Source organism: Asticcacaulis taihuensis (genome assembly GCF_900100255.1).
Taxonomy (GTDB): domain Bacteria; phylum Pseudomonadota; class Alphaproteobacteria; order Caulobacterales; family Caulobacteraceae; genus Asticcacaulis; species Asticcacaulis taihuensis.
The window spans coordinates 374774-401758 of sequence record NZ_FMTS01000003.1; the positions used below are offsets into that span (position 1 = coordinate 374774).

Sequence of the window (26985 nt, forward strand, 5' to 3'; positions counted from 1 at the left end):
TTATATCCGTTGCGCCAGGATGTCCTGCAAAATCGGCAGCGGATTGCGAAACCAGTCGCGTATACGCATCCGTTGTGGCCAGGCGGTTAGTCCGGCTACCGCCAGCAGGATCAGTCCGTAGGCGAAGACGGCGACCGGCGCGCGGTGGATGGCGCGGATCTCCAGAATATTGCAGACGACGCAAAAGATCAGCGTGCCGGCAAAGGCCCAACTCACACAGGTAAAAGTCTTTTGTCCCAAAGGTTTCGCCGTCATGACGACCATGGCCATACAGGGCGCAAGCGTGAACATATCATAGTCCATCAGGCGCGGATTGAGGAACTGGGCGGCGCCGAGACCGAATATAATCCGCTCCTCCGCCGTCAATCCGCCCCATTCCGCCAGCACCAAGCTGGCCAGTCCCATGCCGGTAATGAATACGCCAAGACCGATCAGGGTAACCGCCGAAGCCGTGTTCAGACCGAGGGCCGAGGTGGTGGCGAAGAAGCCAATGCCGGGTTGTTCGAGGATGACGATGGCGTTGAGCGCAGCGTGCCAGTCATCGCTGAACCGGCCGGCGGTCAGGAGCAGGGCCAGCAAAGCACTGACGGCCACTGTGGCTGATAACAGGAAGGTGCGCAGGCGCGCTATCAGCGGCCGGTCTTCGAGCAGCAGGACAACGAGATAGGTGAGGAAGACTGGCTTGATCAGCGCCCCGCAGATAACGATGGCGATAAAAGGCAGGCGCGATTTCGATATATACAGGGCCCCCAGTATGGTCAGGGCGTGCAGAAGCAGGCCGATATTACCGCAGGACAGGACGCTGCCGACCATGGCCGCCAGGGTCATCAGGCGGAAATGCCAGGGCGCCTTGTCCATGGGTTTCAAAATGGCATACCAGAACAGCCACAGCATGGCCGGCATATAGACCAGGGCAAAGGCCCAGCGCGCGCCTTCCAATCCGAAGACCTGTTCGAGCGGGGCGAAAAACTGACCCACCTGCGGGGCATAGACATAGGGCGTGGGTCGGATGCCGTCACAAACCGGATGCAGGCTGTAAGGGGAAATGCCGCGCGAGACATTATGCGCCCCGCATATCAAGGCGTCGAAATCGGGCAGCCAGTAGCGCGCCTTGGTCAGGCGGCTGATCAGGTTGCCGACCAGGGGAAACAGGAAGAATAACGAAAAGAGCCACAGGTTTCGCTTGCGTGCGGTGAAAAGTTCAAACCAGGTGAGTGAGTCCATCAGTTCACCGCCGTTTCGGATTTGCGTGCGAACATCACATACGGAGCCAGAATGTACGGCAGGCGTGTGCGGATCATGTGCTGACCGAGCCAGAGGACGTACAGGCACAGGCCGAGCAGGGCGACGGGTTCGCTGTAATCGGCGAGGCCCGTCAGCGCGCCGGCAAGAGCAAAGACGCATAGTGCCAGGACAATCCCGCGGCCATTCCTGAGCACGCCTTGGCCTCGCCCGGTCAGGACGGCGCTTTTGTTGGCCAGGATCAGCAGGCCCGGTCCGATGAGGCAGATATCCTCGCTCATGATGCGCGGAATAAGCAGGGCGGCCAGGCTGAGACCCAGCCAGATGCGTTCACTGCGGTTCAGTTGCAGTCCCTTGACCAAAGCCAGGCCGCTGAGGGAGATCAGGCCGGCAAAAACGAGATAGGCGAGTTTAACGCCGATATGCGCCGGATCGAGGCCGATGAGGCTTGTCCAGCCGAAGAAGCCGACACCCGGCGTGACCTCGTAAACATAGTGAGACAGCAGGGCATACCATTGCTGGGTCAGGGCGCCGCCGGTCAGGATGAAATGAGCCAGCGGCAGCAGACCGATGAGGATACCAGTTGCCATCAGGCCGACGCGGCGCCTGAGCGGGATGTCGAGCAAAAGGATGACCATCAGGTAGGTGAGAAAGGTCGGCTTGACCCAGGCCGCCACAGCCACCGCTGCGATAAACAGCCACGGGCTGATCTCGATCGCCAGAGCGCTCACAAGGACAAGGCCATGCAGGATGACGGCAATATTGCCGAGCATGAAGGCGCTGCTGCTCAGGAAAACGGCAAAGGGGAGTTTGTCACGCCAGTTGCCGGGCGTCTTGCGGGCGAAGAGGGGGAAATAGATCAGGGCCGCCGCCGCGGCCAGGTAAAAAACCAGATAGAGTACCAGGAAGCCAGGCTCTGTCAGGATGCGCTCGAAAAAGGCCGCCACCTGGGCCACGCCCGGTAAATAAACGAAACTGGCCGCGCGCATTCCAGGGCATTGCAGATCCAGCGCATAGATTGGGGCTCCCTGCAACGCTTTAAGCCCGGCACAGGCGACGGACTGGTATTCGGAAAAGATATATTTTGACCGATAGAGTTTGGCGATGATGCCGACGATCAAGGGCAGGAAGAAAAGCACAGGCAACCAGTATAGGGCTGGCACCAGGGCCGGCGAAGTGCGGCCGGGGAGGCGGGGGAGGTTGAGTTTGACCATTGAACTCTTGGCTCTAAACAGATAATGAGCGTTTCTTGTTTGGGACTTATCGAGTCCGGACGGCGTTAGTTTGGCCTGATTGTTTCAGGTCTGATGCGGGTTTCGGATCGCAGGGTGGGGGCCACCATAGATTTGCCATCCTCTGCGGTCTTAAGAGGACCACGCGTTTTTTATTGAAGGCGGGAGGCCCTGAGGGGCGGGGCGCCGGGGAGTTTCTTTTTTGACGAATATCGAGCGTGCTTCGGCCTTTACCGGCCAACCGGATCTCAGCCTGATCATCTGCACCCTGAACGAGGGCGCGGCCATTCGCAGCGTGGTCACAGAGATCAGCGATACGCTGGCGGGCATCAGTCATGAAATCATCGTCGTGGACGATAATTCGGCCGATAACACCGCCGCCGAAGTGCTCGACCTGGCCCGGACACACCCTCATGTCCGACTGCACGTGCGCGTCAATGAGCGCGGCCTGTCCTCGGCGGCGATCAAGGGGTGGGATATCGCCCACGGTAAGTATCTCGGCGTCATGGATGGTGACGGGCAACACGATCCGCTGGCGATCCGCGCCCTGGCTGAGATGATCATGAAGGGTGACAAGGACCTGGTGTGCGTGTCGCGCTATATCGGCACCACGGAAACCGGCCTGAGCGGCATCCGCGACCTGGGCTCGAAGGCGGCGACCTGGGCCACCGGCCTGGTGCTGAAGGTGCCTCTTTCCGATCCGATGAGCGGCTGCTTCCTGATGACGCGCGAATATTACCAGTCGGCGCGGCCGAAGCTGACCGGCATTGGCTTCAAGATTTTGCTCGATATTGCCGCTTCCGCCCCGCGGAAGCCCCGCTTCGGCGAGGTCAAGGCAGCCCTGCGTGAACGCCAGGGCGGGGTTTCCAAGCTCGATCTGCGTGTTGTGCTCGATCTCGGCGCCCTGCTGGTGGAGAAGGCGACCGGCGGGCTGCTGCCGGCCAAGTTCGTCCTTTTTGCCGGCGTCGGCCTCAGCGGCGTGGTGGTCTACACCATCCTGCTTTATCTCGGCCACCACTTCCTGACCGTGCCCGGCCAGTTCCCCATCTACCGTTACCAGTACAACAAGGAAGACCTGGTCAATTACAGCCTGGCGATCTGGCTTTCCATGACCTGGAACTTTTTCCTCAACAACCTGATCACCTTCCGCGATCGCCGTCTTAAGGGCTGGCGCATGTTTGGCGGCCTGATCCGCTTCTACATCGCCTGTTCGCTGGGTGCGCTGATCAGCCTGTGCCTGTCGCTGTTCATGAAGGATCAGTTGCATATTCACTACGTGGTGGCCGGCATTATTGCGACGCTGATTTCCAGTGTATGGAACTATTGGGCGTCGACCCTGCTGTCGTGGCGTGACAAGAAGACCGGAGGCTGAGCCACTGGTTGCGATTAGAGCCCGCCCCGATATGATGGATCGGGATCGGGATCGTGCTCTAAGTTTTTGTTTTGACGCGCATCCCAAAAAGTGCGTCACACTTTTTGGGATGCGCTCTAAAAGGCCCGGACCAATCGGTTCCGGGCCTTTTCTGTATTGAGGAAATGTTTACCAGCGAACGTCGTCGTGATCGTGGCGATCGTTGCGGTCGTCCCAGCGCTCATGGCGGCGGTCTTCGCGGCGATCCTGGCGGTAGTCATAACGATCATAGCGATCATACCGGTCATAACGATCACCACGACGGTCGTCATAGGCATAGCGCTTATCGTAACGGCACTGGGTGTTGTTCTTGGCGATGGAAGAACCGACAGCCGCCCCGACAACCGCGCCAATCACCGTGCCGGTGCCCTTGTTGCGGGTATCCGCGGCGCTGCCGCCGATCAGGCCGCCGGCCACGGCGCCCAGCACCGCGCCTTCGGTCTGCTTGCCTTCGCAGGGGCGCGACCGGGCCTCGGCCATGCCGGGCAGTGCGAGCGCAGCCATGGTCGTTGCGATCAGGGCGGGAACAAGGATATGTTTCAAAGAGGAGGATGGGGTCATCGCCTGGGTTCCTGTCTGCCCGGCGGAGTGCCGGATTCATAATTGTCACCCTAGCGGGCGCAAGATGAACGGGACTTGATAAGTTCGTTCATCTCCGTTCATCTATGAGGCCGCTCAAAGAAAACCTCCGAACCTGAGGTTCGGAGGTTGGGCAGATCCGTTACCAGTGATCGTGGTGACGGTCATGGCGGCGATCATAACGACGATCGTAGCGGTCATGACGGTCGTAGCGATAATAGCGGTCACGATAGTAGTAGCTGCGCGGCTCTACATAAACCGTTCCGCCGTAATAGGGGCGTGACTGACGATAATAGCGGCGGTCGCTGTAACCATAGTCGTTATCGTAGCGATAACCGTCATCATAGCGGCAGTTGTCATTACTGTCGTCGATGGCCGCACCGGCGACGGCGCCGATCACGGCACCGGCGGCCGTGCCGGCGCCCCGATTATGGCGGCTGGAAGCCGCGTTACCGATAGCGGCGCCGGCAATGGCGCCGACTATGGCGCCATCGGCATTGCTGTCACGGTAGCACTGGGCGCTAGCGGGCAGGGCCATGGCGGCGGCAGCCGTTACGGCCGCGGCGGAGAGGATCAATTTGTGGGTCAATGTCATCCTGGACATGATAAATCTCCTTCTGTTACGGCGCGGAAAGCAGATGGCGTCGTTATGATGACCTTTATACAGGGGACAACATGAATGGGATTTGAGCGCTTCGTTCATGTCTGTTCATATTTTAACCATATTGCGCCTCCGGATGCGGTGACGAAATAAGCCTTATTGTTCGGCAGAATAAGCAGGGCATAAGTTATAATTCAGTAATTACGGTAATCATCGCGGTTGCTGTAACGGCTGTGGTGCCGGCCGCTCCCGACATATTCATGTTCGCCTTTCCAGTTATAGACGCGGTAATAGGCCCCACGGCCGCAATAACAGCTATAATCCCGGCCGTTGTAATCCCGCTCATAGCTGCGAGAATAGCCGTAGCGCCGCCCGGTGCGGTAGGGGCGGTCATACTGGGCGTGATAGCTGTCGTCGAGATTTGGGTAATAGCCTAAGCTGCCGCCAGTATAGCGCCCGTCTTCTTCATAATAATAGGCCGGGCGCCCATAGCCGTAACCGTCGCGGTCGCCGGCATTGGCTACAGTTGGCAGCAGTAAGGCCAGTAAAATAGCCAGAAGGATGCCGCCTATGAAAACCGGGCCAGCATTTAGCGGGTGTGGGGCATGTGAGAAACGGGACATCTTGTGAAACCCTGTTTGGCGGCGGATATGGTTAATATCTCCCCTGAGGCGAAAAGTTCGGGTTGGCTTGTCACGGCGAAATTGCAAAATATCGATAAAAACTTGATTTTTGGAGGGTGTGCTTTAAGCGGACCCCTTTGTCGGGTTTGGAAGTGTTATGGCGGAATTTGAAGCGCTTATCAGCAAGGTCGGATTTCAGGGCGATGGCCTGACCGCCGGTGGTCTGGTTGTGCCACTGACCCTGCCAGGCGAGCGCGTGCGGGTCCGGCAAGGTAAAGATAAGCTGGAACTGGTTGAGGTGCTTGAGGCCAGCCCGGACCGGGTGGTCCCCCCCTGCGCTCATTTCTCGGCCTGCGGCGGCTGCGCCCTGCAACACTGGGATATTCCGGCCTACAGCGCCTGGAAGCGCGATACGGTCGGCAATCTGTTGCAGCGGGCCGGGCTTGAAACGGAACTGGCCCCTATCCTGACCACGCCGCCCGCAAGCCGCCGTCGCGTTGGCCTGCACGCACGAAAGGTCGGAAAGAACATCGAACTCGGTTTCAAAGCGCGCAAGTCATGGAATCTGGTCGCTATCCGCGAATGTCCGGTCAGCGATCCGACGATTGTCGCGGCCCTGCCGCAGCTTAAGGCGCTAGCGGGCTATCTGTTCGAGCACCCCAAGTCCGCGCCGATCCTGCATATTACCCTGTCGCTCACAGGGCTTGATATCGACATTTCCGGCGTTGAGCGCTCCAAATCCGGCGGACTGTCGGCTGATGCGCGCATGAACATTGCCATGTGTGCCGCCGAGGCCGATTTCGCTCGTGTTTCCATGGGCGAAGACATGCTTTACATGGCGCGCACCCCCAAGGTGCGTTTTGGCAAGGCGATGGTGGGGCTGCCGATCGCCCCCTTCCTGCAGGCCAGCGTGCCGTCGGAAAGCGCCATGGCGCGACTGGCCATCGAGGGCATTGGTGAGGCGAAGAAGGTGGCCGATCTCTTCTGTGGCGCCGGCACCTTCACCTTTCCGCTGGCCGAAAAGGCCGTGGTCTATGCCGCCGACGGATCGGCGCCCGCCATCGCCTCGCTCAAGGCGGCAATCGGCACAGCGCCCGGCCTCAAGACAATCACGGCCGAGGCGCGCGATCTTTTCCGCCGGCCGATGCTGGCCGAGGAGATGAAGGGCTTTGACGCCATCGTTTTCGATCCGCCGCGCGCCGGCGCCGAGGCCCAGGCCGCTGAGATCGCCCGCTCGAATGTATCGCGCGCCGTGGCTATATCGTGCAATCCGTCGACCTTCGTGCGTGATGCTAACATCCTTGTGAAAGCCGGCTTTTCGCTGGACAGGGTGACGCCGATCGATCAGTTCTTGTGGTCCGGTCATGTCGAACTGGTGGGAGTGTTTTCGCGTTGATTTCCGTTGTCATGCCAACCCTCAATGCCGAAGACCACCTGGCGCGCACGCTCTCCGCCCTGGTGCCGGGCGTGGTGCAGGGGTTGATCAAGGAGGTCATTATCGTCGACGGCGGTTCTGACGACGCGACGCTGGAAATCGCCGACTCGACCGGCTGCCGGATCATCCGGACCGATCACGAGCGCGGCCTGCAACTCTGGCAGGGCTGCCGGGCGGCGCGGGGCGACTGGCTGCTGATCCTGCATTCGGATTCGCAACTGGGCGAGGGCTGGATGGATCAGGTCCAGGTACACATGAAGAATTTTCCCCTGCGGGCCGGGTATTTCCACCTGCGCTTTGATGATCCGTCTATCCTGGTCGGTCTGTGGGCGGAAATGCTGGCCCTGCGTGCCCGCTGGCTGGCCATGCCGAGCGGAGACCACGGTCTGCTTTTGTCGCGGGCGCTTTACGACACAACCGGAGGTTACAAGGATCAGGTGGCGTTCGAGGACGTGGCCTTGTCCATGGCACTCGGCCGTGCCCGCCTGCGTCCTATGGGCGCGTCGCTGACCACCAATGCCGACCGTTTCCACGCCAAGGGAGCCCTGTGGCGCGGTATCGCCAAAAGCTTTCGGTTCCTCGCCTATATGTTTGGGTTTCCGCCGAAACCGCCGGTCAAAAAAGCCTAGTTTTCCGCCAAAGCGACATCACCGACCGGTGCGGCACCGGCTTCCTGAACCGGTGAGTCGGCTGACAGGCTGATGATCTTTGCATCGCTGGCCGCCTGGGCGAGAGTCTTACTGTCCTTGCCCATGATCTGGCGGTAGATCCAGTAGTTGGCGACGACTTCCTCGACATATTGCCGGGTCTGGGCCACCGGAATCGATTCCATCACCAGCAGGGAATCGGCGTCATTGCCCAGGGAATCGACGGCATCCTTGACCGGGCGGGCGCCGGCATTATAGGCGGCGATGGTACGCAGCAGGTCGCCATCGATGATCGACGAGTTTTGCAGGCGGTTGATATAGTTCTGGCCGACGCTGATATTGACGGCGGGAATGAGCAACTGCTTCGGCTTGCTGTTGAAACTGCTGTCGCCCTGGACCAGGGCGGCTGTAGCCGGCATGAGTTGCAGGAGACCATAGGCGCCGGCATAGCTGTGGGCCTGGGCGTTGAACTTGCTTTCCTTGCGCGCGATGGCGAAAATCAGCGCCTTGTCGACCTTGTAGCCTTCCTTTGGCGCGATGTCAGGGATCGGGTACAGCGACACATCGAAAAGGTGGTCCGTGGGCTTCAATTGGTTGACGCGGATATGGGTTTTGGCGCCGAAGGCCAGCCAGCGGTCGCGTTCTTCGCGGTTGGGCGACGACTGGATCGCGGCCTGAAGCTCGGATTTGGCGTCTGAGTTAAGACCGACCTGGACGAGGGCGTTGAGGCGTTGGGCGCGTGGATGGTTTTGTGCCCAGCTAAAGTCTTCGGTCAGGCTGGCGGTAAGCGCCGAGCGCTGTTCACGGCCGAACGTAGGCGGCAGGCCCTTCTTGGCCAGGGAAATGGCCGAATCGACGCCCAGGCGTTCTTCAGCGAGCAGGCCGTAGAAGGTAAACGGGAAGCTGGCGGCCAGTTGCAGGAAGGTTTCGGCGTCGTCGGTGCGGCCCAGTTTTTGCGCGCTGCGGGCGGCCCAGTAGGCGCCGCTCGATTGCGTCCAGGCATTGGTGCTGGGATCGGAACTGACGAACTTGAATTCGGCCAGGGCCTCATCGTAGCGCTTAAGTCGCCAGCAGGCGAGGCCGGCCACCCAGTGGTCGCCGATCTGGCGACCTAGGGTAACGGCCTGGGTCAGTTGGCCATTATTGTAGGCCGAACGCGCGGATTTGGGGGTCAGGTCGGTATCGCTGGAAGGCGCTGCCGCATCGGGGCGGCTAACCGTTGTGCTGTCAGAAAAGCTGCTGGAAGCGGCGAGCTGGATGCCCGCGCCGCCGGTCAGGGCATCGCTGCGTTGCGCGGTGGCATTGGCCGCGAGCAGCGGGAAGGCCGGATCCGGCGCGCCCTCGGGCTTCTTGCGCTTGGCCAGCCCCCAGACCTTCATGGCCATGGGGTGATCACCATAGGCGGTCAGCCAGGCGGTCAGTTCCTCATAGGTCGACTGATAGCCGGCACTGAAAAGTTTGTGATAGAGAGCGTAGCCCATCAGGCGCTTGTCGGTTACCTGCGCCAGTTGCGCGTCGGCCCCGGCGTAATCGGCCTTGTCCATCAGTTCGAAGGCGGTGCGGTAAAGCGCGGCGTCGGTGGGCGACAAGGCATCAGTCAGGGGAGAGGGGGCGAGCGGCGTGCCCTGCCCGGCAACGGCGTTGTAGGGCACGGGGCCGGCGCTGACGGTCACGACCGGGGCTTCCTGTTTGGGGAAGAAGGGCGCCGGCAGGAAGGTGATCCGCTTGGATGCCTCCAGCTTGGCCACAAGTTCGCGGTCGGCCTTTTTCTTCTCGGCCTTGGCGGCGAGTTGCGCAGCTTTGCATTTCTTCGTTTTCAGCTTGGCCTTGGTGCCGCAGGCTTCTGCCACCTCAATCCGGCTGTTTGTTTTGGAGTTCGACTTTTTCGATGTTTTCGCATCGGCGACATCGGCTTTTTTCTTTTTGCCCTTGGCGGGCGTGGCGTCGGCAAGCTCTGTCTTTTTCTTGCCTTTCGCCGGTGTCTTGTCGGCGACTTCCGTTGTTTTCTTTGCCTTGCTAGTGGTCTTGTCGCTGGCCTTTACGGTCTTGACGTCATCCGATGATTTCTTGATGCTCTTTGTCGTTTCGGACTTTTTTACCGCCGTCTTTTCCGTGGCGGGTTTCTTTTTTGCCGATGTGGCGGTTCGCAATTCAGGTTCATGCTTTGTGGCCGCCCAGCCAGGCGTCGAGGCCATGAGGGCAAATCCAAGAACGGTGAGGCTGATGAAGGCGCGGTGGCGAAACGTCAAAACGGCTTCCCTTTGCTGGTGGCTGTCAGGCGCAAACAGGGCAAGCCTGACGCATTTACAAAAGCCGGGTGAGCTTATCCAAAATTAACTTTATGGCAACCCGCAAGAATTGCCCGTTAATAACTATATGTCATTGAGGTCACAAATAAGGCAATTCACGGAACCTGTGGGTTGTATCACAGTCTGTTGATACCGCTCACAGTTTAGCGCTGACCACCAGTTGCAACAGGTCGCGCCAGAAAAGTCCCTTGGCCTGAGGTTGTTTCAGCAGAAAATTGGGCGGATAGCTGGCCATGACGGGCAGGGGCGTCTCGGTGCCATAGCTCACCTGGCGGCCGCGCAGCTTGGCCAGGCTTTGGTCGAGATTGAGCACGCAGGAGACGGCCGAGGCGCCCAGCAGCAGGATAGCCTTCGGAGCCGCCAATTTGATCAGGGCGTGTATGAAGGGGGCATTGAGGGTGACGTCTTCCGTCGTCAGAGGCCGTCCGCCGGCCGGCCGCCAGAAGACGCAAGGCGTAAGCATGGCCTTGTCGAACACGCCCGCGGCTTTCAGCGCCTTATCCATCATCTCGCCCGGCTTGCCGGCAAAGGCACTGGAAGCGGTATCGTCGTCCTCATCCGGGCATTCACCGATCACCAGCAGGTCTGGATCGGGATTGCCGCGAAAACGGACAATGCCCTTGCCGCCTTCGTGGCTGAGCGGCATGTGCTGGAAGGCGGCGAGTTCGGCGTAAAGCTCATCGAGCGTCCGTGCCGCCGAGGCGCGCTGGCGGGCTTCATGCAGCACCATGGCCGGGTTAAGGCTGGCCAGGGATTGCGGCTTAAGCGCGCTGATATTGCCGCCAGAGGGCGCGGATGTCACATGAATTTGCGCAAGTGCCGCTGGGGCACGCTTAAATGCCTGTTTATTTTCGGAGAGAGTCCGATTAAGAGGCTCTGTTTCGTATGCGTCTTCCAGTTCATGATCGATCAGAAAGCCGAGATAGCTTTCGATCTCTGAACGGAGGTCATCAGACGGAATCATAACGGGCAGGGGCCTTGGCAAAAACAATGCGTCCACTCTTATCGGGAGCTGGACCAAAGTTCAAAGCAAAACGGATGTCCCTGAAACTGAAGATGTATGGAAGGCGCCGTGCGCCGTTTCAGGAGCAAGTGTTTAATGTCCGATACCCCAGAGACTGAACCGGTGATCGAACGCGAGGCCATGGAATATGATGTGGTCATCGTAGGCGGCGGTCCGGCGGGCCTGTCGGCGGCGATACGGCTGAAGCAGCAGGCCCAAAAGGCCGGTCAGGACATCAGCGTCGCCCTGCTGGAAAAGGGCTCGGAAATTGGCGCGCATATCCTTTCCGGCGCGGTTATCGATCCGTCGGGGCTGAACAAGCTCTTTCCTGACTGGAAAGAGATGGGGGCGCCGCTGGAAACGCCTGTGACCGACGATAAGTTCATCTATCTTGGCCCTCAGGGCGCCATGGATATCTCGGCCCTGCCCAAACCCGGCTATATGAGCAATCACGGCTGCTACATCGCCTCCCTTGGCAATCTCTGCCGCTGGCTGGCGGAACAGGCGGAAGGGCTGGGTGTCGAAATCTATCCCGGCATGGCCTGTTCGGAAGTGCTTTATGATGCCGAAGGCGCTGTGGCCGGTGTGGTGGCGGGTGTGTTCGGCATTGCCCGCGACGGCCATCACAAGCCAGATTATCAGCCAGGCCTGGAACTGCGTGCCAAATACACGCTGTTTGCTGAAGGGGCGCGTGGCTCCCTGTCGCAGACCGTTATCCGCAAGTTCGAACTCGACGCCAAAAGCGATGTCCAGAAATATGGCATCGGCCTCAAGGAATTGTGGAAGGTCAAACCGGAAAAGTTCAAGCCAGGTCTGGTGCAGCACACTCTGGGCTGGCCGTTGAACGATAAGACCGGCGGCGGCTCCTTCCTCTATCACTTCGGCGATCATTACGTTTCGATCGGCTTTGTCGTCCATCTCAACTATGAGAACCCGTACCTGTCGCCATTTGATGAGTTCCAGCGCTTCAAGCTGCATCCGTCGATCCGCGAGGTGCTGGAAGGTGGCGAGCGTGTAGCCTATGGCGCCCGCGCGATTAACGAGGGCGGTTATCAATCGGTGCCGCGCCTGGTCTTCCCCGGCGGCGCGCTGATCGGCTGCTCGGCCGGGTTCGTCAACCTGCCGCGCATCAAGGGCAGCCACAACGCCATGAAAACCGGCATTCTGGCGGCGGACGCCATCGTTAAGGCGCTGGGTTCGGGCGAAACGCCGAAGGTGCTCGAAGCCTACCAGAAAGCCTATGAGCATTCCGATGTGGCGAAGGAACTGAAGCTCGTCCGCAACGTCAAGCCGATCCTGACCAAATTCGGCACCAATCTCGGCACCCTGATCAGCGGTGTGGAAATGATGCTGACCAGCCTGATGGGGGGATTTTCTTTCCTCGGCACCTGGCACCACAAGAAGAGCGATGCGCATTCGCTCAAGCCGGCAGCGCAGTTCAAGCCGATCGCCTATCCCAAGCCGGATGGCGTGGTGACCTTCGACAAGCTGTCCTCGGTGTTTATTTCCGCCACCAACCACGAAGAAGACCAGCCGGTCCACCTGAAGCTGAAAGACCCCCATATCCCGATTGACATCAATCTGGCCAAATATGCTGAGCCGGCGCAGCGCTATTGCCCGGCCGGGGTTTATGAGATCGTCGGCCTGGAAACGCGCGAACCGCGCCTGCAGATCAATGCCCAGAACTGTGTCCATTGCAAAACCTGCGACATCAAGGATCCGACCAATAATATCGTCTGGGTCTGTCCGGAAGGCGGCGGCGGTCCCAATTATCCGAACATGTAAACTTTTATGTTACGTATTTTAGCCCTATATTGAATGTATGTTTTAAAAACGGGTATCAGGCAGAGGCAGATCGTAACGTGAAAAAGAGTGTGCTGCGGACATCCGGTTTTGGGTTTGTGCTGATCGGACTTGCCCTGGCCGGACAGGTTTATGCCAGCGAAAAGGTGCCGCCGCCGCGGGTCATCTATGGCGATGCGCGCCAGGAACTGAGCGTCTATCCCAGCCCCTATGCCAATTACCTTATCGGCCGCTTCGCCATGGCCCAGGGCGATGTCTCGACCGCCGCCCAGGCAATGAGCGCCGCCACCCTGGCGGACCCTTCCGACGGCGACCTGCGCGAAAAAGCCTTTCTGATCAGCATTTTGAGCGGAGATATCGACCGCGCTTCCACTGTGGCGCAGGGGATGACGGCGACCACCGACACGAGCCGGCTGATGGTGTCGCTGATTGGTGCGGTCAAAGCTGTCAAATCGGATAAGCCCGTGCCGGCCCTGAAGGACATCGATGCGTTGCTCAAGGTCAATCCGCATGACCGCAATGGCCTTCTGCTTCGCCCTTACATACTGGCGATGAACGGCCAGTGGAAGGCGGCGCTGGACGAATCTGGCGATGCGGCCCTGCAAGGCAATGACCGTGACCGCCTGCTATCCTATCTGATCAAGGCGGACCGGGCACGGATCAACGAATTGAAGGGCAATGCGGCCGATGCTGAGGCGATCTACAAGTTGCTTTATCAGCCGGGCGCCGCCACCTTTATCTTTGGGCCTGACTATGCCGCTTTCCTCGAACGCCAGGGGCGCAGGGATGAAGCGAAAACCATCTGGCAGGCGATTGCCGACCAGACCAGTGATGCCCTTGCGGTGCAGGCCCTGAAACGGCTGGCGTCCGGTGACAGCAAGGCGCCGGCCCTGCCGGGACTCGTCGAGAGCATGTCGCAGGCTCTGTTTGTCTCCTCGACGGTGTCGTTCAGCGAGCATGACAGCGAGTTCGCCCTGGCGAGCCTGCATCTGTCTATGTACCTCGACAATAGCTCCGACCGCGAGCGCATCTTCCTGGGGCAGGTTCAGCAGGAACTGAAGGACAGCGACGCGGCCGATTCCGCCTGGGCCAGTATCAAGCCGGCCTCGCCCTTTTACAATGAGGCCACCCTGCGTCGCATCTGGGCGATGCGTAATGACGAAAAACTCGATCAGGCACTGGTGCTGGCCAACCAGGGGCTTGAACACGATCCAGACAATCTCAGTCTGATCGTTGAAAAAGCCGGCATTCTGCACGCCTTGGACCAGGACGCGGACGCATTGGACCTGCTAGATGCGCGGATCAAACGCGTGGGCGACAAGGACTTCGGCTGGCAGGCACTTTACACGCAGGCTGTTGTCTATGAAGGTCTGGACCGCTGGAGCGATGCCGAGGCCGCCATCACCAAGGCGCGCGCCATAAATGGCAACCAGCCGGAAATCCTCAACTTCCTGGGGTATGGCTGGGTTAACCGCGGTGAGCAGGTCGATCAGGGCATGGACCTGATCCGGCAGGCGCTGAAGGTTAGCCCTAAATCCGGCGCGATCATCGATTCGCTGGGCTGGGGCTATTACAAGAAGGGCCAGTATGACCAGGCGCTCGATTTCATCGAGCAGGCCGTCCAGATGGAGCCGGCCGACCCGGAAATCAACGAGCATCTGGGTGATGTCTACAAGGCGCTTGGCCGTGATACCGAGGCCGGCTACGAGTGGCAGCGTGTCTTGACCCTGAAAACGACGGAAAAGCAGGCAGAAGCCGTACGCCGCAAGCTTGACGCCAATGCCGCCAGCCTGAAAATAGCCAACGCTAAGCCTAAGGCGACGACGACGGCGCTGAATGACGAGCGTAAATCACACCCGTGACGACAATGCTGGCGGCCGCCAAGGTCAATCTCTACCTGCATGTCGCGGCCCCCGATGCGCGCGGCTATCACCCCTTGCAAAGCCTGGTGGCCTTCGCCGATATTGGCGATGAGGTGACATTTTCGCCTTTGCAGTCAGCAGGTTCTTCAAAGAATTTAATTTCGTGTCTGAGCATTGAAGGGCCGTTTGCCGAAGGGCTGCAAGCGGATGAAAGCAACCTGATCCTGAAGGCCGTGCGGCGTTTTGAGGCCGCTGCCGGGGTGAGGGTGGACCGTCACACTATCCGCCTGACCAAGAACTTGCCGGTGGCATCGGGGATTGGGGGCGGCAGCGCCGATGCAGGTGCGACCCTGCGCTTGTTGCGGGAGTTGTACGCGCCGAATATGCCGGACAGCGACCTGGCGGCAATTGCGGGGGCGATCGGCGCTGATGGTATCATGTGCTTGTGGAGCCAATCGGCATTCGCGGAGGGCTACGGCGAACGGCTGACGCCGGTAACCCTGCCAGAAGTTCCGGCTGTTCTGGTCAATCCGGGTGTCGAATGTGCCACGGCCAGGGTTTATGGCGGATACGATGCCGTGGGGCGGTTCAACGAGATTGAGGCGATGTCCGGTTTTTTGGACGTGAGCGATATCCGGCAATTGATTTCGGCGCTGAGCCACACACGCAATGACCTGCAATCGCCGGCTATTCATTTGCAGCCTGTGATCGCCGAAGTGCTGACGGCGCTGGAAGCGCAAAAGGAAACCCTGTTTGCCCGGATGTCGGGTTCGGGCGCCACCTGCTTTGCCCTGTGCGAGACGGACGAAGCGGCCAGTGCCCTAAGCGGGCGAATGCAGGCGATGATGCCGGCCGCGTGGGTGCGCGCCTGCCGGCTGGGATGACGCCGGGCGTTTGGAACGCATGGCCATTTCGACCTTGTTTTCCGGATCATTGAGCAGTTTGCGATAAGCCACTGAATCGACGGGATAGATGGCGATCTTGCCGGCGCTGTTATAGTGCGCACCAAAGCCGTGCGTCTTGGTCAGGGGTGAGGCGCGCATACAGGGGTGTCCCTTGGAGAAAAACGCCGCGCGGTGACTTTCGCGGTCGGCTTCGTCGATATCATTGCGCCGGCACCAGACTTCAAAATTGAAACTGTCGAGATCGTACTCGTAGGGATGTTCGGCCAGCAGTTCATAGTGCATTTGCGCCAGACTGGGCTTGCCGGCCTTGGCCGTGGGGACGATGCCAATGGTGGCTGTACTGTCATCGGCCTGGATGATAAAGGTATTGGTGATCTTTTTCATGTGTCAGTCCCCCTGTTCAAGACGGCTTACGCCTTCTCTGCATAAAAAGACCATATGAATATCAGGACGAGAATACGCCTTTTTGCCGCAGTCGCCAGCACAGGAACAGGCAGGGCAGCCCGATTGCGGCAGTAGCGATGAAGAAGGCCGAATAGGCGTTGAAGAGACCTAAGTGCGGCGTCATCAGGTCGACAGTCCACCCGGTGAAACCCTTGAGGATTTTTCCGGTCAGGGCCGCCACAGAATACATCAGGGCATAGTGGGTGAGGGTATGCTCACGGCCCTGTTCGCTGTTTAGCACCTGCTGGGTCATGAAGGCGACAAATGCCGTTTCGGCGATGCCATTGGCAAAGTTGTCGCCGACCAGGGTAATGGCGAAAACCATTGGATCGCCGTGCGCGACCGACATCCACGAAAAGCAGATATTAGATATGGGACCGAGCAGGGCGCCAAGCCAGAAGGTGCGCCGTACGCCGAGAAGCAGCAGGCAGGAACCGCCGGCGGCGATTCCGGCAAAGGACGCTACGAGCCCGATCGTGGCGCGCATGGCTGCGATGGTGTCGGAATCCAGCCCTGTATCGACATACATGGCGCCGGCGATATTGGTCAGGTAGTCGGGCAGGCGGTAAAGCGCTAGGGTGAGCAGGATCAGACCGGCCGTGCCCTTATGCGCCTGGAAGAAGCTGACGAAAGGTTCGACGATCAGTTGATAGAGGGTTTTGGTTTTGGCGTGCGCCTGTGTCTCTATAGTGCTGCGCGGCGACAGCAGGGTAACGGTCACGCCGATCAGCATGGCCAGGGCCAGTATCTGGTAGGACAATGGCCAGCCGACCCTTTTGGATAATACCAGGATCAGGGCATCGGTCGTCAGTATGGCGATGCGGAAACCGTAGGCGTAAAAGCTGGGATTGAGTGCCTGATCGGCGGCATTTTCAGTCTGTTCGACCCGCCAGGCATCGATGGCGATTTCCTGCGAGGCGGCGGCGAAGGCGACAAATAGGGCGGCACAGATAAAGGCAACCAGGTGGTGAGGGCCGTAAATGGCCATCAGGCTCAGGCCCGCAGCGACGCCGACCTGCGACAACAGCATATAGCTGCGTCTCTGGCCCAGCCAGCGATAGAGCAGGGGCAGGCGAAACTTGTCCATCCACGGCGCCCACAAAACCTTGGCGCCATAGATGATGCTCACGGAGGTAATAAAACCGATCAGGGTCAGGGAGATACCGGCGCTTCTTAACCAGAAACTTAAAGTTCCGCCAACGAGCAGAAAGGGCAGGCCGGCGGAAAAGCCCATGCCAAGCAGCAACCACGAGGTCGGCTGTTTCAGGGCCGTGATGACGGCTTTCAGGCGGTTTTTGGTTTCGCTGGCGATCATATCCGCAGTGAAGCCAGATTCTCGGTCACAGGCACAGGTTTTCTTTTAAATTACCGGGTCTTTTGGCTTGCCCGATAGCGGTCACCCCTCTATGTTCGCGCCAAATTTCCGCTATTTGCAGATTGATTATGGCTGACGCCCCCAAAGAGCCCTTGTCCTTTCAGGATTTAATCCTGACCCTTCACGCATACTGGTCCGAACAGGGCTGCGCGATTCTCCAGCCCTATGATGTCGAGGTCGGCGCGGGCACTCTGCATCCGGCGACGGTTCTGCGCGCGCTCGGCAAGAAGCCATGGAAGGCCGCCTATGTGCAGCCGTCGCGCCGTCCGGTCGACGGCCGCTATGGCGAGAACCCGAACCGCCTCCAGCACTATTACCAGTATCAGGTCATCCTGAAGCCGAACCCGGAAAACCTTCAGGCGCTCTATCTCGGTTCGCTGAAGGCCATCGGGCTCGATCCGCAATTGCACGATATTCGCTTTGTCGAGGACGACTGGGAAAACCCGACCGTCGGCGCCTGGGGCCTCGGCTGGGAAGTGTGGTGCGATGGCATGGAGGTGACGCAGTACACCTACTTCCAGGGCGTTGGCGGCATTGAGGTCGATGTCGTGTCCGGCGAGCTGACCTACGGGCTGGAGCGTCTGGCCATGTATGTTCAGAATGTCGACAATGTCTACGACCTGAAGTTTAACAAGGCCGGCGTCAAGTATGGCGACGTGTTCAAGGAACAGGAACGCCAGTTCTCGGCCTTCAATTTCGAGGCCTCCGACGTGGCCACGCTCAAGCGCCAGTTCGAGGATATGGAAATCCAGGTGAAGCGTATTCTGGAAACAAAGAATTCCCTCGGCTATCCACTGGTCCTGCCGGCCTATGACCATGTGCTCAAGGCGTCGCACCTGTTCAACCTGATGGACGCGCGCGGCGCCATCGCCGTGGCCGAGCGCCAATCCTATATCGGCCGTATCCGTGATCTCTGTAAGGCCTGCGCCACCGAATGGGCGCGCCAGGAGGAGGCACGGTAATGGCTCAACTGTTGATCGAACTGTTCTCCGAGGAAATTCCGGCCCGTATGCAACTGGCGGCGGCGCGTGATTTCGAGCGTCTGTTTGGCGCCAAACTGTCGGTGGCTGGTCTGAGCTATGAAGCCTTGAAAGCCTATGTCGGCCCGCGCCGCCTGGCTCTGGTTGTCGATGGTCTGCCGAAGGAAACGGCCGCCGTGACCGAAGAGGTCAAGGGGCCGAAGGAAAGCGCGCCGGCGCAGGCGATGGAAGGCTTTCTGCGTAAGGTTGGCTTGACGCAGGATAAGCTGGTTCTGGAAAACGGCGTCTGGATGGCGCGCATAGAAAAGCCAGGCGTCAAGACCGCCGACGTACTGGGTGAGATGCTGCGTGAGGTCATCCTGAGCTTCCCGTGGCCGAAGTCGATGCGTTCAGGCACCAGCACCTTCCGCTGGGTGCGTCCGCTGAAGCGCATTCTGTTCCTGTTCGACGGGCAGGTCATTCCGTTCGAGCTGGAAGGCCTGACGGCATCTAACCTGACCGAGGGCCATCGCTTCCTTGGGTCTGGCCAGGTGTTGCCGGTGAGCGATTTCGCCAGTTACCAGAAGGCCTTGGCCGATAATTCTGTCATTCTGGATCATGCCGATCGTCAGAAAATCATCCTGGAACAGGCGAAGGCCGTCTGCGCCGAAGCCGGCTGCGAACTGATCGAGGATCAGGGATTGCTCGAAGAGGTGGCCGGCCTGAACGAGTTCCCCGTGCCGCTGCTGGGCGATATGGATCCGCAGTTCCTGACCTTGCCGCCGGAAGTCATCAAGACCTCGATGCGCACGCACCAGAAATATTTCTCAGTTGGTAAGGCGACACATGACATCTTTTACCAAGGCCAATTGACAGCTGGTGATGTTGTATCGCTTGGATCAAATGAAAAAAGTCCTCTTCATTTTGTGAAATTGGCACCGAAATTTCTCATCACTTCGAACATGAAGGCGGTCGATGGCGGCGCTGAAATCAAGCGCGGCAATGCCAAGGTGCTGTCGGCGCGTTTGTCGGACGGTGTCTTCTTCTGGAAGGAAGACAATCGTCAGGGCAACTTCGATCAATGGTTGAAAAAGCTGGAAGGTGTGACCTTCCACGCCAAGCTCGGCACCATGGCGCAGCGCGTGGCGCGCATTGTCGAACTGGCCCAGGCCATCGCGCCGTTTGTCCATGCCGATCCGGCCGTCACAGCCGAGGCAGCGCGGCTCGCCAAGGCCGACCTGGCCTCCTACATGGTGGGCGAATTCCCGGAATTGCAGGGCGTGATGGGCGGTTACTACGCCGATGCCGCCGGCCTGAAACCTGAGATCGCCAATGCCATTCGTGAGCATTACAAGCCGCAAGGCCCTTCGGACAGTGTGCCGGAAGCTGCCGTTTCGGCTGCTGTGGCCCTGGCCGATAAACTCGATACGCTGATCGGTTTCTTCGCCATCGATGAAAAGCCGACCGGCTCGAAGGACCCGTTTGCCCTGCGTCGCTCGGCGCTCGGAATCTTGCGTATTCTGCGTCAGCACAATGTGCGCATATCGCTCAATGAACTCGTCGGCTTCTGGTACAAGAGCCTGCTGATCTATGCTGGTCCGGATCGCGCCGTCTATGTTGATACCGACAACTGGCGCGGTTCGGCTGGACCGCGCGTGGCCGAAGGCGAGGGTGAGATTTTTGACAACTACCTGCGCGATTTCAGGCAAGGGCTGCTCGAAAGCCCGGTCTGGGTGATCCCGACCGATCGAGATTACGACCTCGACATTATGTACGAGCATGTACCGAATGTCCCCGAAGTCGAAGGCGCCTTGCTGACCTTCCGCGGCTATGGACAGGTCAGTACGGAAATTGAAGACTTCATGGCCGATCGCCTGAAGGTTCAGCTCAAGGACGAAGGCCATCGCTTCGATGTCATTGAAGCGGTTTTCGCACTGAAGGACGGCGATGTCGTGCGCCAGACACAAAAAATCGCCGCCCTGGAAGCGATCCTGAAAACGCCGGAAGGCGAAGACCTGTTGGCCGCCCACAAGCGCGCTGCCAATATTCTCGCCGCCGAATCCAAAAAGGGTGACCTGCCGAAGACCGAACCGCGAGCCCTGCCGGGTGCGCCCGCCGTCGAAAGTGCGCTGCTGACGCGCCTCAATGTGGCACATCGCACGATTGGCATGGCGCTTGAACAGGAAAAATATATTGACGCTTTGCGGGAAATTGCTGCAATGCGAGAAAATATCGACGCCTTCCTAGATGGCGTGCTGGTCAATGCGGAGGACGCGAGTGTTCGCGCCAACCGCCTGGCCATGCTGAAAGCTGTGTGTGACCTGTCCGGTGAGATTGCCGATCTGAGCAAAATCACCTGATTGAATTTTTATAATAATAAGGAAAACAAAGATTTTCCGTAAGCACTTCGCTTAAGATATCAAGTTATGACTGAAAAGGGAAAGTTCATGTCAAAGCACTGGGTTTACGCCTTCAAAGCCGGAAAGGCTGATGGCAATGCCTCTATGAAGGCCCTGCTGGGCGGCAAGGGGGCCAATCTGGCCGAAATGTCCTCGCTCAACCTGCCGGTGCCGGCCGGTTTCACCATTACCACGGAAGCCTGCGTCCATTATTTCAGGAATGAACAGGCCCTGCCGGACGGTCTGGTGGACGAGGTTGAAAAGGCGCTGGCCGATCTGGAGGCAACCACTGGTAAAGGCTTTGGCAAGGTTGAAAACCCGCTGCTGGTGTCGGTCCGTTCCGGGGCGCGCGCCTCGATGCCGGGCATGATGGACACGGTGCTCAATCTCGGCCTGAACGATGAAACGGTCGAAGGTCTGGCTTCGCTTACCGGTGATCGCCGTTTTGCGCTCGATTGCTACCGTCGTTTCATCACCATGTATTCCAATGTGGTGCTGAATGTCAGCCACCACAGCTTTGAAGACATTCTCGACGATCACAAGGATCGCCTCGGCGTCACGGTCGATACCGACATCACCGACAAGGACTGGGCGAAGATCATTGCCGACTACAAGGCGATGGTGAAGTCCGAGCTGGGCGAAGACTTCCCGCAAGACCCCAAGGCCCAGCTCTGGGGCGCGGTCAGGGCCGTCTTCAGTTCGTGGATGAACGATCGCGCCAAGTTCTATCGCAAGATGCACGATATTCCGGAAGACTGGGGCACCGCCGTCAATATTCAGTCAATGGTCTTCGGCAATATGGGCCAGACCTCGGCCACGGGCGTCGCCTTCACGCGCAATCCGTCAACCGGCGACAGCGATCTTTACGGTGAGTTCCTGCTCAATGCTCAGGGCGAGGATGTGGTGGCCGGTATCCGCACCCCGCAGGCCCTCACGAAGAAGGCCCGTGAGGAGATGGGTGAACGCTCGCTTTCCATGGAAGAGTCGTTGCCGGAGGTGTTCAGCCAGTTCAAGTCAACGGTTGATACGCTGGAAAACCACTACCGCGATGTGCAGGACGTCGAGTTTACGGTGGAGCAGGGTAAGCTCTACATGCTCCAGACCCGCAATGCCAAGCGCACCTCCAAGGCCGCGCTCAAGATTGCGGTGGATATGGCCAAAGAGGGCCTGATTACGCCGGAAGAAGCCTTGATGCGCATCGATGCCTCGGCGCTCGATCAACTGTTGCATCCGATGCTTGACCCCAAGGCCGAGAAGGTGGTCATCGCGCGCGGCCTGCCGGCCTCTCCGGGCGCCGCTTCGGGCAAGATCGTCTTCACCGCCGATGACGCCGTGCGCTTTGCCGCGGCTGGCGAAGATGTCATCCTGGTGCGTGACGAGACCTCGCCGGAAGATATTCACGGGATGCACGCCGCCAAGGCCATCGTTACAGCGCGCGGCGGCATGACCTCGCACGCGGCCGTCGTGGCGCGTGGCATGGGACGGCCTTGTGTTTCCGGTGCCGGTGAAATGAACATCTATGCCGAGCGCGGCGAGTTCGTGTCGCGCGGTCAGACCTTCAGGCACGGTGAAATCATCACGCTCGATGGCTCTTCGGGCGAGATCATGAAGGGCGCCATCCGCATGATTGAGCCGGAATTCTCGGAAGACTTTCACCAGATCATGAAGTGGGCCGACGAATACAAGACCCTGGCTATCCGTACCAACGCCGAAACACCTGCGGATGCCCGCACGGCGATTGGCTTCGGCGCCGAAGGCATTGGTCTGTGCCGCACCGAACATATGTTCTTCGATGACGAACGCATCTCGGCGGTGCGCGAAATGATCCTGGCCGATGATGAAGCCGGCCGCCGCAAGGCACTGGAAAAGATCCAGCCGATGCAAAAGGCCGATTTCGCAGAGCTGTTCCAGATCATGGACGGTCTGCCGGTGACCATCCGCCTGCTCGATCCGCCATTGCATGAATTCCTGCCCCATACGGCCGAAGACATGAAGGCCGTGGCCGAGGCTTCGGGCGTCGGTGAGGAAAAGCTCTATAAGCGCACCAAGGAACTCAGTGAAACCAACCCGATGCTGGGCTGGCGCGGCTGCCGTCTTGGCGTCACCTTCCCGGAAATTTACGAAAGCCAGCTTCGTGCGATTTTCGAGGCGGCGGTGGAAGTGGCGGCTGCCGGTGGCAATCCGAAGCCGGAGATCATGCACCCGCTGGTCGCCACGCGTGAGGAAATGGCCTACTTGACGACCATGACTCACAAGATCGCCAAGGAAGTCTTCGCCGCCAAGGGCAAGGACATCGCCTATATGGTCGGCACCATGATCGAACTGCCGCGCGCCGCCCTGCTGGCCGACAAACTGGCCGAGACGGCAGAATTCTTCTCCTTCGGCACCAACGACCTGACCCAGACCACCTTCGGCATCAGCCGCGATGACTCCGGCCGCTTCCTGAACCCCTATATCGAAAAGGGTATCTTCGAGAAGGACCCGTTCGTCTCGCTCGACCAGGATGGTGTTGGCGCGCTGATCAAGATAGCTGCCGAAAAAGGCCGCAAGCAGCGCCCGGATATCAAGATGGGCATCTGCGGCGAACACGGCGGTGATCCGGCTTCGATCGCCTTCTGTCATGGCGCCGGCCTCGCCTATGTCTCCTGTTCGCCCTATCGCGTGCCGGTCGCGCGTCTGGCGGCGGCACAGGCGGCAATTGCGGCCCAGAGGGGCTAACAAGGGCTGACGGCTCGTTACATCGAAAGCACATTCGGGAGGGGGCAATTTATTTGTCCCCTCTCAGTTGTTTTGGGTGGTTGTTTGTTGCGGCCGCACGCGATAAAAAGGTTAACGCAATCTGAATTCGTGTGGGGGTAACCGATGACAGTCAGGGCCGTATGGATCGCAGGGTTTTCAAGCCTCGCCATTCTCAGCGCCGTGGGGCTGTATCGTGTGCTGCCGGCCATGGAAGCCGATCTGAAAAGCAGCGTAGACAAGGCTCTGGCGGTGAAGGGTTTGCATCAGGTCAAGGCGGATGTATCCGGCCAGGCGGTGACCCTGAAGGCGGCGAATGATACGCCGGAAGCCAGGGCGCAATTGACTCAAGCCCAGGCCACACTGGCCGATGTGACGATGAACGAGCCAGTCCTGCCAGGCGGAAAACTCGTCAACAGTCCGATCAGCGCCGTTCAGGTGGTTACGCCGTCGGTCAGCTCGACGGTTGCCGAAGTTCCGCCGGCTGTATCAAGGGCTGCGGTCCCGGCCGTAAAGACGCCAGGTATAGAAATCATTCATGGCGACGGCGCCACCGCCGTCGCTTCACTCAATTCGTCCGCCGGTGACTTGCCACGCGTGGCCGGCGATAACGCCCTCGATGCCAGTACCCAGGCAGCGCGGTCCTGCGATCAGGATATCGCTGCTGCGGTCTCCGGCCGTCAGGTGAGCTACAAACCCGGCACTTATGACCTCACTCCGGAAAGCGATGCCTTGATCGGCGATGTGTACAAGGTCGTGAAGACGTGCCCGGTGCAGGTGCGCCTCACGGTTTCGGGCTATACGGATAATCTCGGCGACGGCATGGTCAACCAGACAATTTCACAGGCCCGTGCGCAGGCGGCAGCCGATGCCCTGATTGCGCGGGGTCTGGCGCCGGATCGTGTCATTGTGCGCGGGTTCGGCGGCGCGCTGCCGGTGGCCGATAACCTGACGGCCGAAGGGCGGGCGAAGAACCGCCGGGTCGTTTTTACCGTCAACGCAGGATAGGGGGCAATATGCTGCATCTGGTTATGGAATTGCGCTGGCTTTTGGCAGGGGCGGCCGGTCTCGGCCTGATCACCGGCTTTGTCGCCAAACGTGTCAGCAAACCGAAACTGAAGCGGTAAGGGTAAAATGATCCTCCTGATCCTGAAATCCCTGGGCCTTATGCTGGGGGCGTTTTTGATTTCGGCCTGGCTGGGCTGGAACCTGTCACGCCGTGCCCAGAGCCATCACAGCGCCTTCGAGGGACGGCCGCGTGTCAGCTTCGATGAAGAGCCTGTAGCCGCGCCCGAACCGGTCGCCGCGCCGCCACCGCAACCAGTCGCCTATCTCGATGCCGCCGCCGAGGCCTTTACCACGGGGGTGGTGGTGCCGTTTGTTCCGTCGAAGGCTACGGAGAGCGACAAGGCACCTTATGCGCCGCCGCAGCCCGCGCCACGCCTGGATACGGCGGCCACCAATGTGCTGATCCGCCGTGAGGACAACAGCCTGCAAAGACGTGTATCGAGCCTGGCCGCCATGACGCCCGAAAGCATTCAGGCGGCGGTGCAGCAGGCCGGCACCGGGCTGGAGCCGATCCGCGTGGGGGTGCCGCAGAGCCCTCCGGACGACTTGACGGTGATTTCCGGCATCGATTCCGCCCGCCAGCGTGAACTGAACAGCCTTGGCATCTTCTATTACTGGCAGGTCGCCGGCTGGTCGCCGGAAAATGTCGCCTGGATTTCCAATCGCATCCTGTCGCCTGAGCGGGTTGCCCGTGAGAACTGGATGTCTCAGGCGGCGCGTCTGGCCAGGCTGCATTAGAGGTTCAGGCTCTGGGCAGGCTGAGGCCCAGAGAGGGCGCGAATCTGAACTGTTCCTGGTCATAGGTGTATAGTTCTGCCGGGCGCCCGCCGGTATCCTCGCGCATGATGCCCAAGGGCTTGACGAATCCGGTCCGTTCCAGCCCGCGACGGAAATTCTGCTTGTGCAGCCGCAGGCCGCACAGTGCTTCGATCGATTTCTGCAATTCCAGCAGCGTAAAACGTTCAGGCATCAATTCGAAAATGACCGGGCGGTATTTCAGCTTGCCGCGCAGGCGGGAGAGGCCGGTCGCCAGGATGCGGCGGTGATCAGAGGCCATGGGTTCGCCGGCGGAAACGGTGCCCTGGGCCCTATCCGCCCGGTGGGCCTCGGCCGTCAACCCGGCATTGTACAGGAGTTCGTAGCGATCGAGCACGCGCTCCTCGTTCCAGTTGTCGAAGTCTTCAGGAAAAAGCGTCGCCACCCGGCGAAGGCGCAGCGCGCGTTCACTGGCGGTTTCGGCACTTTCGCACCATTTTGAAAGCGCGGGACGCAGAGCTTCCAGGTTAGGATTGACCTCGGTATTGCGCCAGTCCTCCCAGGGGAAGAAGCGATGAAACGGCACCCAGGCGGCATCGAACCGTGCCTGATTCCCGGCCTGTGGCGTCAGGGCCAGATAGCCGACCGAGACGACGCGATCGACCTCCGGGTCACTGGCGGGCGCCGAGGCGGCAATGCCCTGCCGGCCATCGTCACCGAAACTGTAAAGCTGTTCGACATAGCCGATGGCGAAGCCGGTCTGTTCGCGCACGAAGGCCCGCAGCGCCAGGTCGAATGTACGGTGACTTTCCGGCAGGAACGGGCCGGAGGGTAAGGCATAGGCTTCCGGACTGGTCTTCGGCAGGTTGAGGCACAGGACCAGGGCTTCATTATCCCTTACGGTCACCACCACAGCCGAAAGTTCGATCGCCAATGACATGCGTTTCAGCCCTTCAGCTTCATGAGCGCATCGAAGCGGCTGACGAATGCTTCCCGCGCCAGCTTATCAGGGAGGGGGATAATGGTCAGGCTGTATCCCGCCGGCGGTTCGCCGAAATACTGCCGCGCTTCGCTGTCGGTAAAGCCAGCGAGTTGCGTCGCCTCAAAATAGGCGCAGGCATGATCGGCGCGTTTGATCAGGGTCTTGACCGGTGCCGGCATGACAGCCGGCAGGCCGAAGCGGATGAAGATCGACTGTTCGAGATGGGTCTCGAAGCGGCGGTAATCGAAACCAAGCGCGGCCTTGAACGGCGAGATCATATCGCCGATGACGTATTCCGGCGCATCATGAAGCAGGGCCATCAGGCGGTGCTCTGGCCTGAGCGAGGGATTGATATGGACGCAGATATCATCGACCACCAGGCAGTGTTGGGCCACGCTAAAGCCGAATTCGCCGAGGGTCTGGCCGTTCCAGCGCGCCACGCGGGACAGGCCGAGCGCGATATCATCGATCTCGATATCGATGGCCGCCGGATCAAGCAGGTCAAGCCGGCGGCCGGAAAGCATACGCTGCCAAGCGCGCGGCGGCAGGGTGGCGTTAGCGCGGCTTCTGATGGTGGGAGATTTTGCTTTGGCTGTCGGCATGGGTTTCGCAAA

22 protein-coding genes are annotated in these 26985 nt (G+C 59.7%); 11 read left to right on the top strand and 11 right to left on the bottom strand.

Annotation, left to right across the window (positions count from 1 at the left end; genetic code table 11):
- Both BLO49_RS10710 and BLO49_RS10715 read right to left on the bottom strand, forming a co-directional pair.
- Entirely contained in the window at positions 1-1224 is a 1224-nt protein-coding gene (locus tag BLO49_RS10710; RefSeq protein ID WP_090648132.1) for a hypothetical protein, read from the bottom strand.
- Positions 1224-2456, bottom strand: coding sequence for a hypothetical protein (locus tag BLO49_RS10715; RefSeq protein WP_090648135.1), 1233 nt, complete (start codon positions 2454-2456; stop codon positions 1224-1226). The genes BLO49_RS10710 and BLO49_RS10715 overlap by 1 nt, the downstream gene beginning before the upstream one ends.
- Before the next feature lie 220 nt (positions 2457-2676).
- Here BLO49_RS10715 and BLO49_RS10720 point away from each other — a divergent pair, with 220 nt between their 5' ends.
- Entirely contained in the window at positions 2677-3846 is a 1170-nt protein-coding gene (locus BLO49_RS10720) for a glycosyltransferase (RefSeq protein WP_090648138.1), read from the top strand.
- Positions 3847-4014: 168 nt separating this feature from the next.
- On the opposite strand, the gene BLO49_RS10725 is transcribed toward BLO49_RS10720, so the two are convergent.
- The 3 genes from BLO49_RS10725 to BLO49_RS10735 all read right to left on the bottom strand — a co-directional run bounded on the left by BLO49_RS10725 (position 4015) and on the right by BLO49_RS10735 (position 5688).
- Positions 4015-4446: a glycine zipper domain-containing protein gene (locus BLO49_RS10725; RefSeq protein ID WP_090648140.1), complete on the bottom strand. Its 432-nt coding sequence runs from the start codon at positions 4444-4446 to the stop codon at positions 4015-4017.
- A gap of 160 nt (positions 4447-4606) precedes the next feature.
- Positions 4607-5068, bottom strand: a complete 462-nt coding sequence (locus BLO49_RS10730; protein WP_090648143.1) for a YMGG-like glycine zipper-containing protein — start codon at positions 5066-5068, stop codon at positions 4607-4609.
- A gap of 191 nt (positions 5069-5259) precedes the next feature.
- Positions 5260-5688 carry a hypothetical protein gene (locus BLO49_RS10735; protein ID WP_090648146.1) on the bottom strand — a complete coding sequence of 143 codons (429 nt, stop codon included), beginning with the start codon at positions 5686-5688 and terminating at the stop codon, positions 5260-5262.
- A gap of 157 nt (positions 5689-5845) precedes the next feature.
- Here BLO49_RS10735 and BLO49_RS10740 point away from each other — a divergent pair, with 157 nt between their 5' ends.
- A complete protein-coding gene (locus tag BLO49_RS10740; RefSeq protein ID WP_090648148.1) occupies positions 5846-7084 on the top strand; it encodes a class I SAM-dependent RNA methyltransferase in 1239 nt (412 codons plus the stop codon).
- 11 nt (positions 7085-7095) lie between these two features.
- Positions 7096-7752 (top strand): glycosyltransferase, encoded by a 657-nt coding sequence (locus BLO49_RS10745; protein WP_245678983.1) that lies wholly within the window; start codon positions 7096-7098, stop codon positions 7750-7752.
- On the opposite strand, the gene BLO49_RS10750 is transcribed toward BLO49_RS10745, so the two are convergent.
- Both BLO49_RS10750 and BLO49_RS10755 read right to left on the bottom strand, forming a co-directional pair.
- A complete protein-coding gene (locus BLO49_RS10750; RefSeq protein ID WP_245678984.1) occupies positions 7749-9965 on the bottom strand; it encodes a transglycosylase SLT domain-containing protein in 2217 nt (738 codons plus the stop codon). The genes BLO49_RS10745 and BLO49_RS10750 overlap by 4 nt on opposite strands.
- Before the next feature lie 250 nt (positions 9966-10215).
- Positions 10216-10881 carry a uracil-DNA glycosylase gene (locus BLO49_RS10755; protein ID WP_245678985.1) on the bottom strand — a complete coding sequence of 222 codons (666 nt, stop codon included), beginning with the start codon at positions 10879-10881 and terminating at the stop codon, positions 10216-10218.
- A gap of 297 nt (positions 10882-11178) precedes the next feature.
- Between BLO49_RS10755 and BLO49_RS10760 the strand changes: the two genes are divergently transcribed.
- The 3 genes from BLO49_RS10760 (at position 11179) to BLO49_RS10770 (ending at position 15631) form a co-directional block, all read left to right on the top strand.
- Positions 11179-12867, top strand: coding sequence for an electron transfer flavoprotein-ubiquinone oxidoreductase (locus BLO49_RS10760; protein ID WP_090648158.1), 1689 nt, complete (start codon positions 11179-11181; stop codon positions 12865-12867).
- Between the two features lie 89 nt (positions 12868-12956).
- Entirely contained in the window at positions 12957-14747 is a 1791-nt protein-coding gene (locus BLO49_RS10765; protein ID WP_245678986.1) for a tetratricopeptide repeat protein, read from the top strand.
- Positions 14748-14752: 5 nt separating this feature from the next.
- Positions 14753-15631 carry a 4-(cytidine 5'-diphospho)-2-C-methyl-D-erythritol kinase gene (locus BLO49_RS10770; RefSeq protein ID WP_090648161.1) on the top strand — a complete coding sequence of 293 codons (879 nt, stop codon included), beginning with the start codon at positions 14753-14755 and terminating at the stop codon, positions 15629-15631.
- Here BLO49_RS10770 and BLO49_RS10775 read toward each other — a convergent pair.
- Together BLO49_RS10775 and BLO49_RS10780 are read right to left on the bottom strand one after the other, a co-directional pair.
- A complete protein-coding gene (locus BLO49_RS10775) occupies positions 15569-16036 on the bottom strand; it encodes a DUF6157 family protein (protein WP_090648163.1) in 468 nt (155 codons plus the stop codon). The two genes, BLO49_RS10770 and BLO49_RS10775, sit on opposite strands and share 63 nt — an antisense overlap.
- 61 nt (positions 16037-16097) lie before the next feature.
- On the bottom strand, positions 16098-17411 hold the full coding sequence (locus BLO49_RS10780) for an AmpG family muropeptide MFS transporter (protein WP_090648165.1): 1314 nt from the start codon (positions 17409-17411) through the stop codon (positions 16098-16100).
- A gap of 128 nt (positions 17412-17539) precedes the next feature.
- On the opposite strand from BLO49_RS10780, the gene BLO49_RS10785 reads away from it, so the two are divergent.
- The 5 genes from BLO49_RS10785 to BLO49_RS10805 all read left to right on the top strand — a co-directional run bounded on the left by BLO49_RS10785 (position 17540) and on the right by BLO49_RS10805 (position 25371).
- On the top strand, positions 17540-18433 hold the full coding sequence (locus tag BLO49_RS10785; RefSeq protein WP_090648167.1) for a glycine--tRNA ligase subunit alpha: 894 nt from the start codon (positions 17540-17542) through the stop codon (positions 18431-18433).
- Positions 18433-20790, top strand: a complete 2358-nt coding sequence (glyS, locus tag BLO49_RS10790) for a glycine--tRNA ligase subunit beta (RefSeq protein WP_090648170.1) — start codon at positions 18433-18435, stop codon at positions 20788-20790. Before BLO49_RS10785 ends, glyS begins: the two co-directional genes overlap by 1 nt.
- Before the next feature lie 87 nt (positions 20791-20877).
- Positions 20878-23547 carry a pyruvate, phosphate dikinase gene (gene ppdK / locus BLO49_RS10795; protein WP_090648338.1) on the top strand — a complete coding sequence of 890 codons (2670 nt, stop codon included), beginning with the start codon at positions 20878-20880 and terminating at the stop codon, positions 23545-23547.
- 144 nt (positions 23548-23691) lie between these two features.
- Positions 23692-24573 (top strand): OmpA family protein, encoded by an 882-nt coding sequence (locus BLO49_RS10800; RefSeq protein WP_090648172.1) that lies wholly within the window; start codon positions 23692-23694, stop codon positions 24571-24573.
- A gap of 126 nt (positions 24574-24699) precedes the next feature.
- On the top strand, positions 24700-25371 hold the full coding sequence (locus BLO49_RS10805) for a hypothetical protein (protein WP_090648174.1): 672 nt from the start codon (positions 24700-24702) through the stop codon (positions 25369-25371).
- A gap of 4 nt (positions 25372-25375) precedes the next feature.
- Here BLO49_RS10805 and BLO49_RS10810 read toward each other — a convergent pair whose 3' ends face one another.
- Both BLO49_RS10810 and BLO49_RS10815 read right to left on the bottom strand, forming a co-directional pair.
- Positions 25376-26329, bottom strand: coding sequence for an NUDIX hydrolase (locus BLO49_RS10810; RefSeq protein ID WP_090648176.1), 954 nt, complete (start codon positions 26327-26329; stop codon positions 25376-25378).
- A gap of 5 nt (positions 26330-26334) precedes the next feature.
- On the bottom strand, positions 26335-26973 hold the full coding sequence (locus BLO49_RS10815; RefSeq protein WP_170828299.1) for an HD domain-containing protein: 639 nt from the start codon (positions 26971-26973) through the stop codon (positions 26335-26337).
- Between the last annotated feature and the right edge of the window lie 12 nt (positions 26974-26985).